The sequence below is a fragment of the Sphingobium sp. B2D3C genome, assembly GCF_025961835.1.
Taxonomy (GTDB): domain Bacteria; phylum Pseudomonadota; class Alphaproteobacteria; order Sphingomonadales; family Sphingomonadaceae; genus Sphingobium.
Genome location: NZ_JAOQOK010000001.1, coordinates 2,341,274 through 2,357,318 on the forward strand (window position 1 = coordinate 2,341,274; position 16,045 = coordinate 2,357,318).

Sequence of the window (16,045 nt, forward strand, 5' to 3'; positions counted from 1 at the left end):
TGCCACGACAGGCACGGCAGCGTCAACAGCTTCGCATCGCGATCCTTTGGCGGCAGAGCATTGATCGACCCTCGACTTTGCGCGCCACAGATTGCAAAGGATCGGCAATGAACAGCTTGCCCGATCCTGCCAGCCCTCTCTCGCCGGAGGACGCCGCGCGCGCCTTCGCCGCCATTCTGGATGGCACGGTGGAGGACGAAGCAATCGCCGCCTTTCTGGTCACACTGGCCGAGCGCGGCGAGACGGCCACCGAGATTGCCGCCGCCGCCCGGGAGATGCGGGCGCGCCTCATTCCCGTGCAGGCGCCGGCGGGGGCCATCGACGTGTGCGGCACCGGTGGCGATGGCCATCACACGCTCAACATCTCGACCGCCGTCAGCCTTGTCGTCGCCGCCTGTGGTGCGCCGGTGGCCAAGCATGGCAATCGCGCTGCGTCTTCCAAGGCCGGCGCCGCCGACACGCTCGAGGCGCTGGGTCTCGACCTCGACCGCGCGGCAGAAACCGCCGAGCGCACGCTGGCAGACCTCGGCATCTGCTTCCTCTTTGCGCAAAAGCATCATCCCTCGCTCGCGCGGATCGCGCCGATCCGCAAGGCGCTGGGCCGGCGGACCATCTTCAACCTGATGGGCCCGCTCGCCAATCCGGCCGGCGTCACCCGCCAGCTCATCGGCATCGCGCGCCCGGCCTATGTGCCGATCTATGCGCAGGCGCTGGCCGAGTTGGGCACCGAACGGGCGATGGTGATTTCCGGCGATGAGGGGCTGGACGAACTCTCGCTCGCCGGCGGCAATGACGTGGCCGATGTGACAAGCGACGGCATCGTTGCGATGCGACGGATCAGCGCCGCCGATGCCGGGCTGCCGACACACCCTATCGACGCGATCAAGGGCGGCGACCCGGCCTATAATGCCGCGAAACTGCGGGCGCTGCTGCTGGGCGAGGCCGGCCCGTATCGCGATGCCGTGCTCTTCAATGCCGCTGCGGCGTTGATCGTCGCCGGCAAGGCCGAAACGCTGGCCGAAGGCGTCGAGGAAGCCACCGAAGCCCTCGACCGCGGCCTTGCCAACACCCTGCTCGACTGCTGGATCGCCTACGCATGAACAAGCTCGATGAAATCTGCGCCACCAAGCGGGACGAGGTCGCCGCCCGCAAGCAGGCGACGTCACTCGCTGACCTGCAGGCCATGGCCGCTTCCCAGACCCCGCCGCGCGGCTTCCGTCGCGCGCTCGACGCCAGGGTGGCCGCGGGCGGCTATGGCCTCATCGCCGAGGTCAAGAAGGCCTCGCCCTCCAAGGGGCTGATCCGCGCCGACTTCGATCCGCCGGCCCATGCCCGCGCCTATCAGGCGGGCGGCGCGGCCTGCCTTTCGGTGCTGACCGACGCGCCCTATTTTCAGGGCCATGAGGATTATCTCATCGCGGCCCGTGCCGCCGTCTCGCTGCCGGTGATCCGCAAGGACTTCATGGTCGATCCCTGGCAGGTGCTGGAGAGCCGGGCGATCGGCGCCGATGCCGTGCTGATCATCGTCTCGGCCCTCTCCGATGCGCAGATGCAGGAGATCGAGGATGCCGCGCTCGGCCTCGGCATGGATGCGCTGGTGGAGGTGCATGATGCCGCCGAGCTGGAGCGGGCGCTGACCCTGCGCTCGCGTCTCATCGGCGTGAACAACCGCAACCTCAAGGATTTCTCGGTCGATTTCGCGCGCACCTATGAGCTGGTCGGCAGCGCGCCGGAGGGCTGCACCTTCGTCGCCGAGTCCGGTCTTGGCTCGAAGGCGGACCTCGATGCGATGGCGGAGCATGGCGTGCGCTGCTTCCTGGTCGGCGAATCGCTCATGCGGCAGGATGATGTCGAGGCGGCGACCCGCGCGCTGATCGGCGCATGAGCGGCCTCAGCCATACCGACGAGGCCGGCGCCGCGCGCATGGTGGATGTAACGGCCAAGGCCGACACCAGCCGCACCGCCAGCGCGACCGGTAGGATCGACATGAATGAAGCAGCTCGCGCCGCGATTGCGGACGGCACTGCCGCCAAGGGCGATGTGTTCGCCGCCGCGCGCATCGCCGGCATCATGGCCGCCAAGCGCACCAGCGACATCATTCCGCTCTGTCATCCCCTGCCGCTCACCGGCCTGACCCTGGACCTTGCGCTGGATGCGGGCGGCGCCACCGCCACGGCGACCGTGCGCACCTCCGGAAAGACCGGCGTGGAGATGGAAGCGCTGACCGCCGTCTCCGCCGCGCTGCTGACGCTCTACGACATGCTCAAGGCCGTGGATAAGCACATGGTCATTCGCGACATTCACGTCACTGCCAAGGCGGGCGGCAAGTCCGGCGACTGGACCGCCTGAGATCATGGCGGTGCAGCCATGATCTCCGTTGACGACGCACAGCAGCGGCTGCTCGCCCTCGCCACCCCGCTGGCGCCCGAGGCGGTTTCATTGGCTGAGGCGAACGGCCGATGGCTGGCCGCACCGCTGACCGCAGTCCGCGACCAGCCCTGGACGGCCCTCTCCGCCATGGATGGCTACGCGATCCGTCATGCCGATCTTCCCGGTCCCTGGCGCCTGGTGGGCGAAAGCGCGGCGGGGAGCGTTCCTCCGGCTCAGGCCATCGGCGCGGGCGAAGCAATGCGGATCTTCACCGGCGCACCGCTGCCCCCCGGCGCGGATACCGTGGTGGTGCAGGAAGATATCGCTGCCGATGGCCTGTCCATTCGCCTGACCGGCGACGGACCGGGCGGTGCGGGGCGGCATGTCCGCCCGCGTGCCAGCGATTTTGCGCAGGGCGATACGTTGCTGCCGGCCAGCCTGCGGATCGGCCCGGCGCAAATCGGCCTGGCGGCGCTCGCGGGCCACGAAACGCTGACGGTGCATCGCCAGCCGAGGGTCGCGATCCTCTCCACCGGCGACGAGCTCGTCCCGCCCGGCGCGCCCTGCCCGCCCGGCAAGCTCCCGGCCTCCAACGGCGCGATGTTGCGCGCCATGATTGGCGGCGCGGGCGGCGTGGTGACCATCGAGCGGATCGTGCGGGACGATCTGGATGCACTTACCGCCGCGCTGCGCGATGCGGCTACCGCCGATGTCATCGTCACCTCCGGCGGAGCGTCCGTGGGCGATCACGATCTGGTGCGCCCGGCGCTGGAGGCGGCAGGCGGCAGCATCGATTTCTGGCGGATCGCCATGCAGCCCGGCAAGCCGCTGATCGTGGCGCGCATCGGGCAGCAGATCATGCTCGGCCTGCCCGGCAACCCGGTCTCGGCGATGGTCACCGGCGCGCTGTTCCTGCTGCCGCTCATTCGGCGTCTTGCCGGCGGAACCGATGTGCTGCCCAAGAGCCGCACGGTGCGGCTCGGCGCAGACCTTCCCCCAGTCGGCAAGCGCAGGCTGTTCATGCGCGCGGTGGTCGACGGTGCGGGGATCGCCACGCCGCTGGCTTTCCAGGATAGCGGCGCGATGCACGCCGCTGCGCAGGCCAATGCCCTGATCGTCCGGCCCGAAGGCGCGCCGGCCGCGCGCGCTGGGGAAGAAACAGCCGTGCTCGACTGGGCCGCGCTCGGCCTCGGCGCGGACTAAGCCTTTCCAGCACTCAATACGTATTCTGGGCAATTGCTGCCCTCCCCTCGCGCCCTACAGTCTGCGTCTCAAATGGGGGTCGCATGGCAGAAATTCGGCAAGAGGGGCAGCTAGGCGTCGACCGCCGGGCCATGCTCACAGGAACGATCGGCGCCGCAGCCATGCTGGGGCTGCAGGCCTGCGCGCCAGCCTCCGGTTCCCGTCCGGCGACCCTGCGGGCGCCGAGCCGCCGGACGGCACTCGTTCCCATCCGCATCAGCCGTGACCAATTGATCGACGTGAAATGCTGCATCCGCCCGCTGCGCGCCGCCGGGCCGAATCTGGACGTGGAGACGGTCGGCGATGCCCTCGTCATCCATAATTATGGCCATGGCGGCAGCGGCTGGTCGCTCTCCTGGGGATCGGCCGACATCGCGGTCGGCAAGGCGCTCTCTGTCCTGCCGCGTGAGATTGCAGTGGTGGGATGCGGGATTATCGGACTGACCACGGCCGTAATGGCGCAGCGCGCCGGCCTCAAGGTCACGCTCTATGCGCGCGAATCCATCCAGCAAACCCGCTCGTTCCGCGCCAGCGGATCGTTCACCCCGGATAGCCGCATCGCCTTGGCCGAGCCCGCCGGCCCCGCCTTTGGCAAGCTGTGGGAACGCATGGCCCGCTTCTCGTGGAAGGCCTTTCGCACCTATCTCGGTCTGCCGGGTCAGCCGGTGGAGTTCGGCGATTCCTACCAGCTTTCGGATACGCCGATCACCCGGCGGGAGTGGCCAGCCGACCCTGCAATCACGCAGAGCTTCGCGACGAGTGGGCGGCCACAGCAGAATTCCGAGTTCGGCCATTATAGCGAACGCATTCGGGACATCGTGCCGCAGGCGCAGCCGCTGAGCGCCGAGGAGAACCCCTTCCCGCAACCCCATGTGCGGCGCAGTTCGCAGATGATCTTCAACTTCGCCAGCTATGCCCATGTCATGCTCGGCGAGTTTTTCGAGCGCGGCGGGCAGTTCGTGATGCGCGACTTCGCTCGCCCGGCGGACTATGCGGCACTGCCCCAGAAGGTCGTGATCAACTGCACGGGCTATGCCGCCCGCGACCTGTGGCAGGACAAGACCATCATCCCGGTGCGCGGCCAGACCGGCTGGCTCGTGCCGCAGCCCGACGCCTTCTACAGCGTGCGCTATCGCAATGTTTCGCTCACCTCCAAGCGCGACGGGATCGTGGTGATGAACAATAATCCAGATGTCGGCGAGATGCTGGGCGTGGGCGACAGCATGGAGCTGCCCAATGTCGCCGATATCGAGAAAGGTCTGGAGATCATGGCGCCCGTCTTCGCGCCCGGCTTCCAGGCACAGGGCTGACCGATGCTGCTGCGCACCGCCCCGCTCCTGGCCGCTGCCCTGACCGCCCTCGCCGCGATAGCTGCCACGCCACCTACAGCCAGCACGCGAGACGGCGTCTATACGGCCGCACAGGCCGAGGCTGGCGCCCGCCTCTACGCCACGCGTTGCGCCATGTGCCACGGCCGGGCGCTGGAAGGCACGTTCGAGATTCCCGGCCTTGGCGATCGGTTCATGGCCCATTGGAGCAATGCCCCGCTCTCCAATCTGCATGATTATGTCGGCCGGGCCATGCCGCAATTCGCGCCCGGCTCGCTGACGCCGGACGACACGACGAACATCATCGCCTTTCTGCTGCAGGCCAATGGCCTGCCGGCCGGAAGCGCTGCGTTGCCCAGCGAGGCCGGCGCTCTCGCGCGGATCACCGTGCAGCCCGCAGATCTCAAGCTCACCGCCAGGGCTGTGCCCAGAACACAATAGGCACAGCCCTTTTTCCTTATGACGCACTGCAGCAAATTTGCCACAGATTCCGGGAAAATGCCTTGCGCGCGCGCGAGGCTTTGAGTTTGTCCTTTTTGCAATGCACCATTCATCAAATGAACCGTGCGCGCGTGAACCAAGGTCGATCGCCGTTGGAGTCGGATTGTCCCGGCTTCAGGACGCTGTCTCGCCGCCGCCCGCGTCACCGGCAGATCGGCTGACCATGACGCGGCAGGATCTTCATCGCAGGGACACCGCTCCCATCGAGAAGATCGATGCCGCCGGCGTTCTGGAGACGCAGCCGCCTCGGCTCGCCCACCTCGTCAAGCTCGGGCTTCTCGGGCTGGCCTTTGGGGGGATTTTCGTCGGCCTGCACATGGTGTCGGACAACGAAGATCGGCTGCTGCTGGAAACGCTCACCATCCTCGATCTTCTGGCGCTGAGCTTCCTGCTGCTGCTCGGCATTCGCCGCTGGCGGGAAGCGGCGGCCTACACGATCCGCGCCCAGCATCTGGTCAGTGAACTGGAGACGGCACGGCAGAGTGCGATCAGCGCGAACCTCGCCAAAAGCCGCTACCTTGCCAGCGTCAGTCACGAGATCCGCTCGCCGCTCAATGCCATCTATGGCTATGCGCAGCTGTTCGAGCGGGGCGATGGCGTCAACGCGCAGGAGGCAGCGCGGGTCATCCTGCGCTGCTCGGAGCATCTGACCAATCTGGTCGAGGGGCTGCTGGATATCTCGCAGCTCGAATTCGGGATGCTGCGCGTGCGCACTGAAGAGGTGCGCCTCAACAGCTTTCTCGACCATATCGTCTCGATGATGCGCCCCGCCGCTCACGCCAAGGGCCTCACGTTCACGCTGGAAAAGACTGGCCGCCCCCCCGAGATCGCCCGCTTCGACCAGAACCGGCTGCGCCAGGTGCTGATCAACCTGCTCTCCAACGCGATCAAGTTCACCCAGCAAGGCAGCGTGACGCTCAAAGTGGGTTATGCCGGGCAGATCGCCACCTTTGAGGTGAAGGACACCGGCCCCGGCATCGCGCCGGAAGACCGGCAGCGCATCTTCGAGCCATTCGAGCGCGGCGAGGGGCGGGAGTCCGGCGCCGGCCTCGGCCTCGCCATCTCGCGCACACTGGTCGAGATTCTCGGCGGCCAGCTCGATCTGGTCAGCACGCCGGAAGGCGGCAGTTGCTTCCGCATCGTGATGATGCTGAGCGAGGTCGCCGGCAAGGCCCTCTCCTCGGCGCCCATGCGCAAGCTGACCGGCTATGAGGGCAAGCCCCGCCATGTCCTGCTGGTGGAGGACGATGCCGACCAGCGCCACTTCCTCGAGCAGTTGCTGCGCGGGCTCGGCTTTCAGGTTGAGGCGCGGGCCGATGGCGAACAGGCGCTGCTTGCCGCGCGCGAGACGCCGCCGGACCTCGCCATTCTGGACATCAGCCTGCCCGGTCTATCCGGCTGGGAGATCGGCTGTGAGTTGCGCGCGATGTTCGGCGACCGGCTGCAAATCCTCATGCTCTCGGCCAATAGCGAGGAACTGCACCGGCCGGAGCATGACAGCCCGCAGCACGACCGCTTTCTCGTCAAGCCGGTGGAATTTGAATCGCTCGTCGGCGCGATTGGCGATTTGCTGCAACTGACGTGGCGCTGGCAGGACGATGCGCCGGATGTCGGCAGCGCCGGGCCGGATACACCGTCCGGCCTGCAACCAGCGCCGGTTGCGCTCGACGACACCGCCCGCAAGCACATCGCCCGGATGCAGGAATGCCTGCGGATCGGGCACATTCGCGGGATCGAAACCGAGATCAAGCAGCTGGAGCGCGCCTCACCCGCCGCCGAGCCGCTTGTTCGCCAGCTTTACCAGCACCTCGACCGATACGACCTGACCGCCATGGCGCGCCTCTTACAGGATTACTGACATGATTGGCATTCCCGGACATTCGGACACCGTCCTGATCGTCGATGACGAGCCGGACACGCTGCGGATGCTCACCGCCGCGCTGGAGACAGCCGAGATTTCCGTACTGGTCGCGACCTCAGGCCATGTGGCGCTGGCCCAGCTGGGCAACATCATGCCCGACCTCATCCTGATGGATGCGGTGATGCCCGGCATGGACGGGTTCGAGACCACGCAGAAGATCAAGGCCAATCCCCAGCTCGCCAGCATCCCGATCATCTTCATGACCGGCCTGACGGAGAGCGAGCATGTCGTCGAGGCCTTCGAGGTCGGCGGCGTGGATTATGTCCGCAAGCCGGTGGACCTGCAGGAGCTGCTGGCGCGCGTGCGCGTGCATATGGCGCAGGGGCGTGCCGTCCATGCCAGCGTCGCCAGTCTCGATGCGACCGACCGGCTGATCCTCGCCACCGATGCCCGCGGCAGCCTTTTGTGGTGCACCCCGCGTGCGGAACAGGCCATCTCGCGCGTCTCACCCGGCTGGCTGCGGAGCCAATCCGCGCTGCCGGAAGAAATCCGCAACCAGATCGAGAAGCTGCTGACCAAGGACGAGGGCGTCGCCGGCAATGCCGTGCGCGTGCGACAGACCAAGGGCCAGGGCGAGCTGGAGATGCAGGTCATCGCCCATTATCGGGAGGATGAAGTGCTCATCCGCCTCAACGAGCTCAATCCCGAGCAGGATCTCGACCGCCTGCAGGAGCGCCTGCCGCTCACCCGGCGCGAGGCGGAAGTGCTGCTATGGGTGAGCTATGGCAAGCCCAACCGGGTGATCAGCGATGTGCTGGAGATCAGCCCGCGCACCGTCACCAAGCATCTGGAACGGATTTTCGACAAGCTGGGTGTGGAGACCCGCTCAGCCGCGGCGGCTGTCGCGATCCGCATGTTGGGCCAGTAGCGACTTCTTGCGCAGGGCGGGGGGAAGCCGCGGCGGCCGCATGTACGAGGCCTCCGGCGACGCGCCGCTGGACTTGCGCACCGCGATGGCCTCGATCTCGATCAGGTAGAGCGGGCCGACAAGCGCGGCGACCTGGAAAGTGGAGCGCGCAACGGTGTTGGGATTAGCCTGCGTGCCGAAGAACTGACGGAACCCCTCGTTAACGCCGGCGAAGTCCATCTTGCCGGTGCGCGGGTCCGCCGCGACGAACAGCGACAGCTTCACCAGATCGGACATCTTATAGCCCTGCGCCTCGAGCAGGCTCTTGATCTTGTTGAGGGTGCTGATCGTCTGGGCCTTGGTGTCGCCCATCTCCTCCAGCGTCTTGACCTCGCTCATCGGCTTGGCGGGATCGACCGGGGACGGCAGTTGGCCGGAGAGGTAGAAGGTCTCCATCCCCTCGCCGACGCGTACGCCATCCAGAATGATTGCGTTGGGATTGCCCTTGATCCGCGTGACCTCTGCCTGAGCGGGCGCGGCGGTCATCAGCAGCGCGGCGGCACCTGCCAGAACGGTCTTGGCCAACATGGCCTTGAGAGACATGCGACCCAGGTCGCGGCGAGCCGAATAAGCGCGTCTAATCATAGTGATGTTAGCTACGAATACCCCCCCTCCGCCACCATACGACAAAATGCGTATGTCCGAATCCCGACCAGTCCGATCAGCTAGCCAGGCGCAAAACAGCATATCACAGGGCGACGCGGGACGCCCGGCGCAACAACCATAACCCGCCGAAAAGACAGACAAAAAGGAGAGCGCACCACGAGAACAAGGGGGACGTCTTCATGATCACGCGCAGAAATATTGCTGCCCTATTGCTCCTTACGAGCGCAGCCATTCCCGCCGCAGCCGTGGCGCAAACGGCCGAAACGCCGCAGGAGCCGCCGGCCGATGGCGGCGAGATCATCGTCACCGGCACCCGTTCCACCGGCATGATGGCCGCAGAGAGCGCCGCGCCGATCCAGTTGCTGAGCTCCTCCGCACTGGAAAAGGTGGGTCAGCCCAACCTCAACCAGGCCCTCACCCAGCTCGTGCCGAGCTTCCAGGCGCAGACGCAGGGCACCGATATGGCGAGCTTCTCGCTCTCGGCCCGCCTGCGCGGCCTCAGCCCCAACCACACGCTGGTGCTGGTCAACGGCAAGCGCCGCCACGGCAACTCTATCCTTCAGGTCATCAACGGCGCATTCGGCGGTTCCGCCGCGCCGAGCATCGACCTGATTCCGCCGGACATCGTTCAGCGCATCGAGGTCCTGCAGGACGGCGCCGCCGCGCAATATGGTTCGGACGCCATTGCCGGCGTGATCAACATCATCCTCAAGTCGGACACCTATGGCGGCGCGGTGAAGTTCAACGCCGGCCAATATTATGACGGCGAAGGCACGACCTACAGCGCGAGCGGCAATTTCGGCATGCCGATCGGCGACAGCGGCTTCCTGGACCTGTCGCTCTTCCATCGCCGCAATGACTGGACAACGGTCGGTGACGGTCAGTTCTCGGTGCGGAACTATGACGGAACGACCGTCACCAACGTTTCGACCGCCTTCAAGCCCCTGCTCGATGCCTGCAATGCCAAAAATTGCACCGCCGGCATTAACGGTGGCCAGCCGGCGTCGCAACTGACCCTTGGCTTCTACAATTTCGGCTATGATTTCGGTGGCGTTGAGCTCTACTCGTTCGGCAACATCTCCTATCGTCATGGTGACGCCCTGCAGGGCTATCGCCATCCGACCCGCCTGTGCCGCACCACCGCCGGCGCCGCGACGACCACGGACCCGACCAACTGCTTCGGCACCAGCGCCCAGACCGGCCTCGTCCCGCATATCGAGGTGAAGCAGGACGAGTTCCAGTTCACCACCGGCCTGCGCGGCGAGATCAGCGGCTGGGACTGGGATCTGGCCGGCAGCTATTCGGAAGACGTCGCGAAGGTCTACACCACCAATTCGGCCAACGCGTCGCTGTTTGTCGCGACCGGCCAGTCGCCATCCGACTTCTATGACGGCAGCTTCAAGTTCACCCAGTTCGTCGGCACCCTCGATCTTCGCAAGGAGTTCGACGTGGGCTTCGAGGATCCGCTGAATTTCGCCATCGGTGCAGAATATCGCAAGGAAACCTATGCCATTGGCGCCGGCGACGCGCTGTCGCGCTATGTCGAGGGTGGCCAGTCCTTCCCCGGCTATGCTCTCAGCGATGCCGGCACACTCTCGCGCAACGCCAAGGCGGCTTATATCGACGTCGCCGTCAACCCGGTGCCCGACTGGACCGTGGATGTCGCCGGCCGCTACGAGCATTACAGCGACTTCGGCGACACGACGATCGGCAAGATCACGACGCGCTACGACTTCTCGCCGGCCTTCGCGATCCGCGGGACGGCCAGCACGGGCTTCCGCGCACCCTCACTGCAGGAATCCGGCTATTCGGCCACCAACGTCGGGCCGACCTCTGCCACGCTGCAACTTGCGCCCAGTTCGCCGGGATCGGCCAGCGCCGGGTTCGGCGCGCTCAGTCCGGAAAAGTCGGTCAACTTCTCTGCCGGTATCGTGCTCCGCCCGATCTCGCGCCTGACGATTACGCTGGATGGCTATCTCATCAAGATCAAGGACCGCATCGTGTCCTCGGGCAGCATCACCGGCCAGCAGTTCGTCAACCTGACGTCGCCGCCGCAACGTGTCGGTATCGACACGCCGGCCGCGCTGATCAATGGCCTGACGCCCTATGACCTTGTGATCAACGCCATCAATGCCAGCGGCAAGCAGCTCGATCCGACGGTGCGGACGAACGGTTCGCTCGCGATCCAGACCTTCACCAACGGCATCGATACCCGGACGATGGGCCTGGAGCTCGCCGCGCGTTATCCGGTCGATCTGCCCTTCGGTAACATCGATTTCTCGATCGGCGGCAACTACAACCTCACCAAGGTCACGAAGAACAAGCTGGGCACCCTGTTCGGCCCGACCTCCGAGCAGATCATCGAGAAGGCCAGCCCGGCCTTCAAGGGCAACTTCAGCGCCCTGTTCACCAGCGGCAAGTTCACCGCCAATGCCCGCGTGAATTACTACAGCAAGACCAATCAGTTCGTGCAGCCCAACAGCACATCGGCCAACGGCAATGCGAGCCGTGGCATCGCTGCCCTGCCCGCGCCGATCCTGCTGTCGAACAACCAGCGTTACTACAATGCCGAGGTGGCGCCGGCCGCGATCGTCGATCTGGAGTTTAGCTACGAGATCACCAAGTTCGCCAACCTCGCGATCGGCGCGAACAACCTGTTCGACAAGATGCCGGAAGTGCCGGCGCTCGTTGGAAATTACGATCCCGCAACGTGGCCGACGACCGGTGTCTCGCCCTACATCAACAACGGCGGCACGTTCAACGCGCCCTATACCTTCGGTCCCTACGGGTCGAACGGCGGATATTACTACGCCCGCCTGACGCTCAAGTTCTGATCGAACAAGACGAGCCACTTTACATCAACAGTATCTGGACGAGGAGAATGACATTGAAGAAGACCGGCATCACCGCCGCCATGTTGTCAGGAGCGCTGCTTGCAGCGCTCCCCTCGGCCGCCGGCGCGCAGACCGTCGAGCGCACTTATGGCGCGCCGAACTCCCCCATCGCCTCGCTGGCCTTCGTGCCGGCGGGCGCGAACATCATGTTCGTTTCCGGCACCACACCCTCGCCGGTCGATCCGGCCAAGCCGGAAGAACTGGGCGATACCAAAGCGCAGACGCTCAGCATCCTCACCAAGATGAAGGCGTCGCTGGAAGCCAAGGGCTTTTCCATGGGCGACATCGTCAAGATGACGGTGTTCCTCGTCGGTACCCCGGAGACGGGCGGCCGCATGGACTCAGCCGGGATGAATGAGGTGTTCCGCACCTTCTTCGGCACGGCGGAACAACCCAACAAGCCCACCCGCTCGACCATCCAGGTCGCCGCGCTGGGCCGCCCGACCATGTATGTGGAGATCGAGGCCATCGCGGCGAAAATGCCGTGAGGGTCGAGGGAGGCGCATCGGGGGATCGCGCCTCCCTTTTCCACCGGGCACCGGCATCAAAGGACAAGCAAGGATGACGACATCACTGCGGCCGACCCGGCGGGATATGCTGGCGATGATCGGCAAGGTCGGCGGCACGGTCGCGCTCTATCAGGCGATGACAGCGCTGGGCCATGCGGCGGAATCGCAATTCACCGGCCCGCCCCAGCTCACCGGCGCGCCCAAGGGCAAGAAGGTGCTGATCCTCGGCGCCGGCCTTGCGGGTCTGGTCGCCGCCTATGAGTTGCAGCGCGCGGGCTATGCCGTCGAGATACTCGAATATCAGGATCGCCCCGGCGGCCGGAACTACTCGGTGCGTGGTGGCGACAAGGTCGTGGAAGTCGGCGGCGTCTCGCAGACCTGCGCCTTCCAGCCCGGCAATTACCTCAATCCCGGCCCGTGGCGCATCCCCCACCATCACCGCTCGCTCCTGCATTATTGCAAGACGCTGGGCGTGGCGATGGAGCCGTTCATCCAGCTCGATCACAATGCGTTCGTCCACAACAGCAAGGCTTTCGTTGGCAAGCCGCAACGCTACAAGGAGCTGGCGGTCGACTTCAAAGGCCATGTCTCGGACCTGCTCGGCAAGGCGCTCAACGCAGGCGCGCTGAATGATGCGGTGACCAAGGAAGATCAGGAAAAGCTGCTCGAATCTCTGCGCGGCTTCGGTCTTCTCGATGGCGACCTCAATTTCACCAGCAGCCTGCGCGTCTCCGGACAGCGCGGCTATGATCGCGCGCCCGGCGGCGGCGTGAACGGCGCACCCACACCCTCGAAGATCAACAGCCTGTCCGACGTACTCTCGTCCGACATCTGGGCGCATATGAGCTTCTTCTTCAACAATGTGATGCAGACCACCATGTTCCAGCCCAAGGGCGGCATGGACATGATCGGCAAGGCCTTCGCCCGCGCTGTCGGCCCGGTGATCCAGCTCAACACCAAGGTCACCCGCATCACGCAGGACGACAAGGGCGTCACCGCTTATTGGCAGGATATTCCGAGCGGCAAGACCGGCCAGAGCAGCGCTGACTGGTGCGTGAACACCATTCCGCTGCCCGTGCTCAGCCAGCTCGACATGCAGGTCGGTGCGCCACTCAAGGCCGCGATGCGCGCCGTGCCGTATAGCGGGCAGGTGAAGATCGGTCTGGAGATGCGTCGCCGCTTCTGGGAGGAAGATGACGCCATCTATGGCGGTCACAGCTTCACCGATCAGACGATCGGGCTGATCTCCTACCCCAATGACAGGATGTTCGGCAACGGCCCGGCCGTGCTGCTCGGCGCCTTCGCCCGCGATGCTGGCGGGTTCCAGCTTGCCGGCATGACGCCCGCCCAGCGCATCGAGATGGCACTGGCGCAGGGCTCGGTGTTCCACCCGGCCGCCTATCGCAAGGAGTTCATGAACGGCACGTCGGTGGCCTGGAGCCGCCTGCCCTGGATCCTGGGCTGCACCTCGCGCTGGTCGGACGACGCCCGCGCCGCGCATTACCAGAACCTTGTCGCGATGGATGGCCGCATCGTCCTCGCGGGCGAACATGCCTCTTATTACGGCGGCTGGATGGAGGGTTCGCTCCTCTCCGCGCTCGACGCCATCACCCGTATCCACCAGCGCGCCACCGGAGCCTGACGCCATGACCCTCAAAACCGCCGCTGCGCTCGCTCTGGCGGGCGCTCTCCTCGCCGCCACAGTGGCTGTCCGCGCGCAGGATGCGCCAGGCGGCGGGCCGACCAGCGTGGACATCTCCAATGAGGGCAAGGAGGTCTATGAGATGATCTGCCAGGCCTGCCACATGGCGGATGGCAAGGGCGGCGCCGGCGCCGGCGCGGCGATCCCGGCCATCGCGGGCAACGCCAACCTGGCGGACAAGGACTTCATCGCCACGATCCTGGTCAAGGGGCGCGGCGGCATGCCCTGGTTCACGGATATGCTCACACCCGAGCAGATGGCCGCCGTCGCGACCTACGCGCGCAGCCATTTCAACAATTATCCCGATCCCGTCACGGCCGCCGACGTCAAGCGCGTCATCGCCGCGAACGGATCGTCGACGCGCGATTGCAGCACGTGCTGAGCCGTGGGGACGGCCCGGCACTTTTGGGGGACATGAGCATGACCGAATTTACGGCTCCGACACGGCGTGACCTGCTGGCGATGATTGGCAAGGCGGGCGGCGCCATGGCCATGTATCAGGCCATGACCGCCTTTGGCCATGCCGCCGAAACCCAGTTCACCGGCCCGCCCAAGCTCTCCGGCGCGCCCAAGGGAGCCAAGGTGCTGGTGCTCGGCGCGGGCCTTGCCGGCATGCTCGCCGCCTATGAGCTGCGCAAGGCCGGCTATGCCGTGCAGATCCTCGAATATCAGAACCGCCCCGGCGGGCGGAACTACTCGATCCGCGGCGGCGACAAGGTGGTCGAGGTCGGCGGCACGACGCAGACCTGCGAATTCCAGCCGGGCAATTACCTCAACCCCGGCCCGTGGCGCATCCCGCACCATCACCGCACCCTGCTCCATTACACCAAGGCCTTCGGTGTCGAGCTGGAGCCGTTCATCCAGCTCAATCACAATGCCTGGGTCCACAACAGCAAGGCGTTCGGCGGCAAGCCCCAGCGCTACAAGGAGCTGGCCGTTGATTATAAGGGCCATGTCTCCGAGCTGCTCGGCAAGGCGCTGAATGCCGGCGCGCTCGATCAGAAGGTCACCAAGGAGGACAAGGAGAAGCTGGTCGAGGCCTTGCGGGAATGGGGTCTGCTCGATGGCGACCTGAATTACACCAGCGGCCTGCGTACCTCTGGCCAGCGCGGCTATGATCGCGCGCCCGGCGGCGGCGTCAACGGCGCGCCGACGCCTTCCAAGATCAACGATCTGGGCGATGTGCTGGATTCCGGCGTGTGGCAGCAGATGAGCTTCTTCTTCACCAATGTGATGCAGACGACGATGTTCCAGCCCAAGGGCGGCATGGACATGATCGGCAAGGGCTTTGCCAAGCAGGTCGGCGACCTGATCACCTACAATGCCAAGGTGACGAAGATCGCGCAGGGCGAGAAAGGCGTCACCGTCTCCTGGCAGGACCTGACCTCCAGCGCGATGCATGAGGCGAAGGCAGATTATTGCGTCTGCACAATTCCGCTGGGCGTGCTCAACCAGCTCGAGCTGCAGGCGAGCGCTCCCCTCAAGGCCGCCATCGCCGCCGTGCCCTACTCCAACTCGGTGAAGATGGGCCTGGAGATGCGCAGCCGCTTCTGGGAGGAGAAGGACGCGATCTATGGTGGCCACAGCTTCACCGACCAGCAGATTTCGCTGATCTCTTACCCGAACTTCGACTTCTTCGCGGACAAGCCGGCGGTGCTGCTCGGGGCCTTTGCAGGCGGCGCCGGCGGCTATGCGCTGGCCGGCATGACGCCGCAGCAGCGCATCGAAACCGCGCTGGCGCAAGGATCGGTGTTCCACCCGGAAGACTATCGCAAGCAGTTTATGAACGGAGTCTCCTTCGCCTGGAGCCGCACGCCGTGGATCATGGGATGCTGCGCCACCTGGTCGGAGGCGGCGCGCGCGCAGCACTACCAGAATCTGGTCGCCATGGATGGCCGCATCGTCCTCGCGGGCGAGCATGCGTCTTATTATGGCTGCTGGATGGAGGGCGCTCTGCTCTCCTCGCTGGATGCCATTGAGCGACTGCACAAAAAAGCAGTGGCTGGCTGATCGAAACTGGGGCAAAGTAGACAAAATCTACTATCGATATGGATGACGCCGTGGA

Annotated in this window: 14 protein-coding genes; 13 read left to right on the forward strand and 1 reads right to left on the reverse strand. The window is 65.5% G+C overall.

Annotated elements, in window-relative coordinates; translation table 11 throughout:
- Positions 1–107: 107 nt before the first annotated feature.
- From trpD to M2339_RS10945, 8 genes are all read left to right on the forward strand, one after another.
- On the forward strand, positions 108–1,100 hold the full coding sequence (gene trpD, locus M2339_RS10910) for an anthranilate phosphoribosyltransferase (protein WP_264586608.1): 993 nt from the start codon (positions 108–110) through the stop codon (positions 1,098–1,100).
- A complete protein-coding gene (gene trpC, locus M2339_RS10915; protein ID WP_264586607.1) occupies positions 1,097–1,885 on the forward strand; it encodes an indole-3-glycerol phosphate synthase TrpC in 789 nt (262 codons plus the stop codon). Before trpD ends, trpC begins: the two co-directional genes overlap by 4 nt.
- The gene (moaC, locus tag M2339_RS10920) at positions 1,882–2,349 is read left to right on the forward strand and encodes a cyclic pyranopterin monophosphate synthase MoaC (protein WP_264572076.1); all 468 of its coding nucleotides are present in this window, start codon (positions 1,882–1,884) and stop codon (positions 2,347–2,349) included. Before trpC ends, moaC begins: the two co-directional genes overlap by 4 nt.
- Positions 2,350–2,367: 18 nt before the next feature.
- Complete coding sequence (gene glp, locus M2339_RS10925) at positions 2,368–3,573, forward strand: gephyrin-like molybdotransferase Glp (RefSeq protein WP_264586606.1); 1,206 nt, start codon at positions 2,368–2,370, stop codon at positions 3,571–3,573.
- A 131-nt stretch (positions 3,574–3,704) separates the two neighbouring features.
- Positions 3,705–4,922 carry an FAD-dependent oxidoreductase gene (locus tag M2339_RS10930; RefSeq protein WP_264606337.1) on the forward strand — a complete coding sequence of 406 codons (1,218 nt, stop codon included), beginning with the start codon at positions 3,705–3,707 and terminating at the stop codon, positions 4,920–4,922.
- Positions 4,923–4,925: 3 nt separating this feature from the next.
- Complete coding sequence (locus M2339_RS10935; protein WP_264586604.1) at positions 4,926–5,381, forward strand: c-type cytochrome; 456 nt, start codon at positions 4,926–4,928, stop codon at positions 5,379–5,381.
- Positions 5,382–5,604: 223 nt separating this feature from the next.
- The gene (locus tag M2339_RS10940) at positions 5,605–7,299 is read left to right on the forward strand and encodes a hybrid sensor histidine kinase/response regulator (RefSeq protein ID WP_264586603.1); all 1,695 of its coding nucleotides are present in this window, start codon (positions 5,605–5,607) and stop codon (positions 7,297–7,299) included.
- Position 7,300: 1 nt separating this feature from the next.
- Entirely contained in the window at positions 7,301–8,230 is a 930-nt protein-coding gene (locus M2339_RS10945) for a DNA-binding response regulator (RefSeq protein WP_264586602.1), read from the forward strand.
- Here the strand turns inward: M2339_RS10945 and M2339_RS10950 are convergent.
- Complete coding sequence (locus M2339_RS10950; RefSeq protein WP_264578209.1) at positions 8,189–8,812, reverse strand: RidA family protein; 624 nt, start codon at positions 8,810–8,812, stop codon at positions 8,189–8,191. The two genes, M2339_RS10945 and M2339_RS10950, sit on opposite strands and share 42 nt — an antisense overlap.
- 242 nt (positions 8,813–9,054) lie before the next feature.
- Here M2339_RS10950 and M2339_RS10955 point away from each other — a divergent pair, with 242 nt between their 5' ends.
- The 5 genes from M2339_RS10955 to M2339_RS10975 all read left to right on the forward strand — a co-directional run bounded on the left by M2339_RS10955 (position 9,055) and on the right by M2339_RS10975 (position 15,990).
- Positions 9,055–11,709 carry a TonB-dependent receptor plug domain-containing protein gene (locus M2339_RS10955; RefSeq protein WP_264586601.1) on the forward strand — a complete coding sequence of 885 codons (2,655 nt, stop codon included), beginning with the start codon at positions 9,055–9,057 and terminating at the stop codon, positions 11,707–11,709.
- A gap of 47 nt (positions 11,710–11,756) precedes the next feature.
- On the forward strand, positions 11,757–12,257 hold the full coding sequence (locus M2339_RS10960; protein WP_181558756.1) for a Rid family hydrolase: 501 nt from the start codon (positions 11,757–11,759) through the stop codon (positions 12,255–12,257).
- Positions 12,258–12,330: 73 nt separating this feature from the next.
- The gene (locus M2339_RS10965) at positions 12,331–13,920 is read left to right on the forward strand and encodes a flavin monoamine oxidase family protein (protein WP_264586599.1); all 1,590 of its coding nucleotides are present in this window, start codon (positions 12,331–12,333) and stop codon (positions 13,918–13,920) included.
- A 4-nt stretch (positions 13,921–13,924) separates the two neighbouring features.
- A complete protein-coding gene (locus tag M2339_RS10970; RefSeq protein WP_264576522.1) occupies positions 13,925–14,362 on the forward strand; it encodes a c-type cytochrome in 438 nt (145 codons plus the stop codon).
- A 38-nt stretch (positions 14,363–14,400) separates the two neighbouring features.
- The gene (locus tag M2339_RS10975; RefSeq protein WP_264586598.1) at positions 14,401–15,990 is read left to right on the forward strand and encodes a flavin monoamine oxidase family protein; all 1,590 of its coding nucleotides are present in this window, start codon (positions 14,401–14,403) and stop codon (positions 15,988–15,990) included.
- Positions 15,991–16,045: the final 55 nt, after the last annotated feature.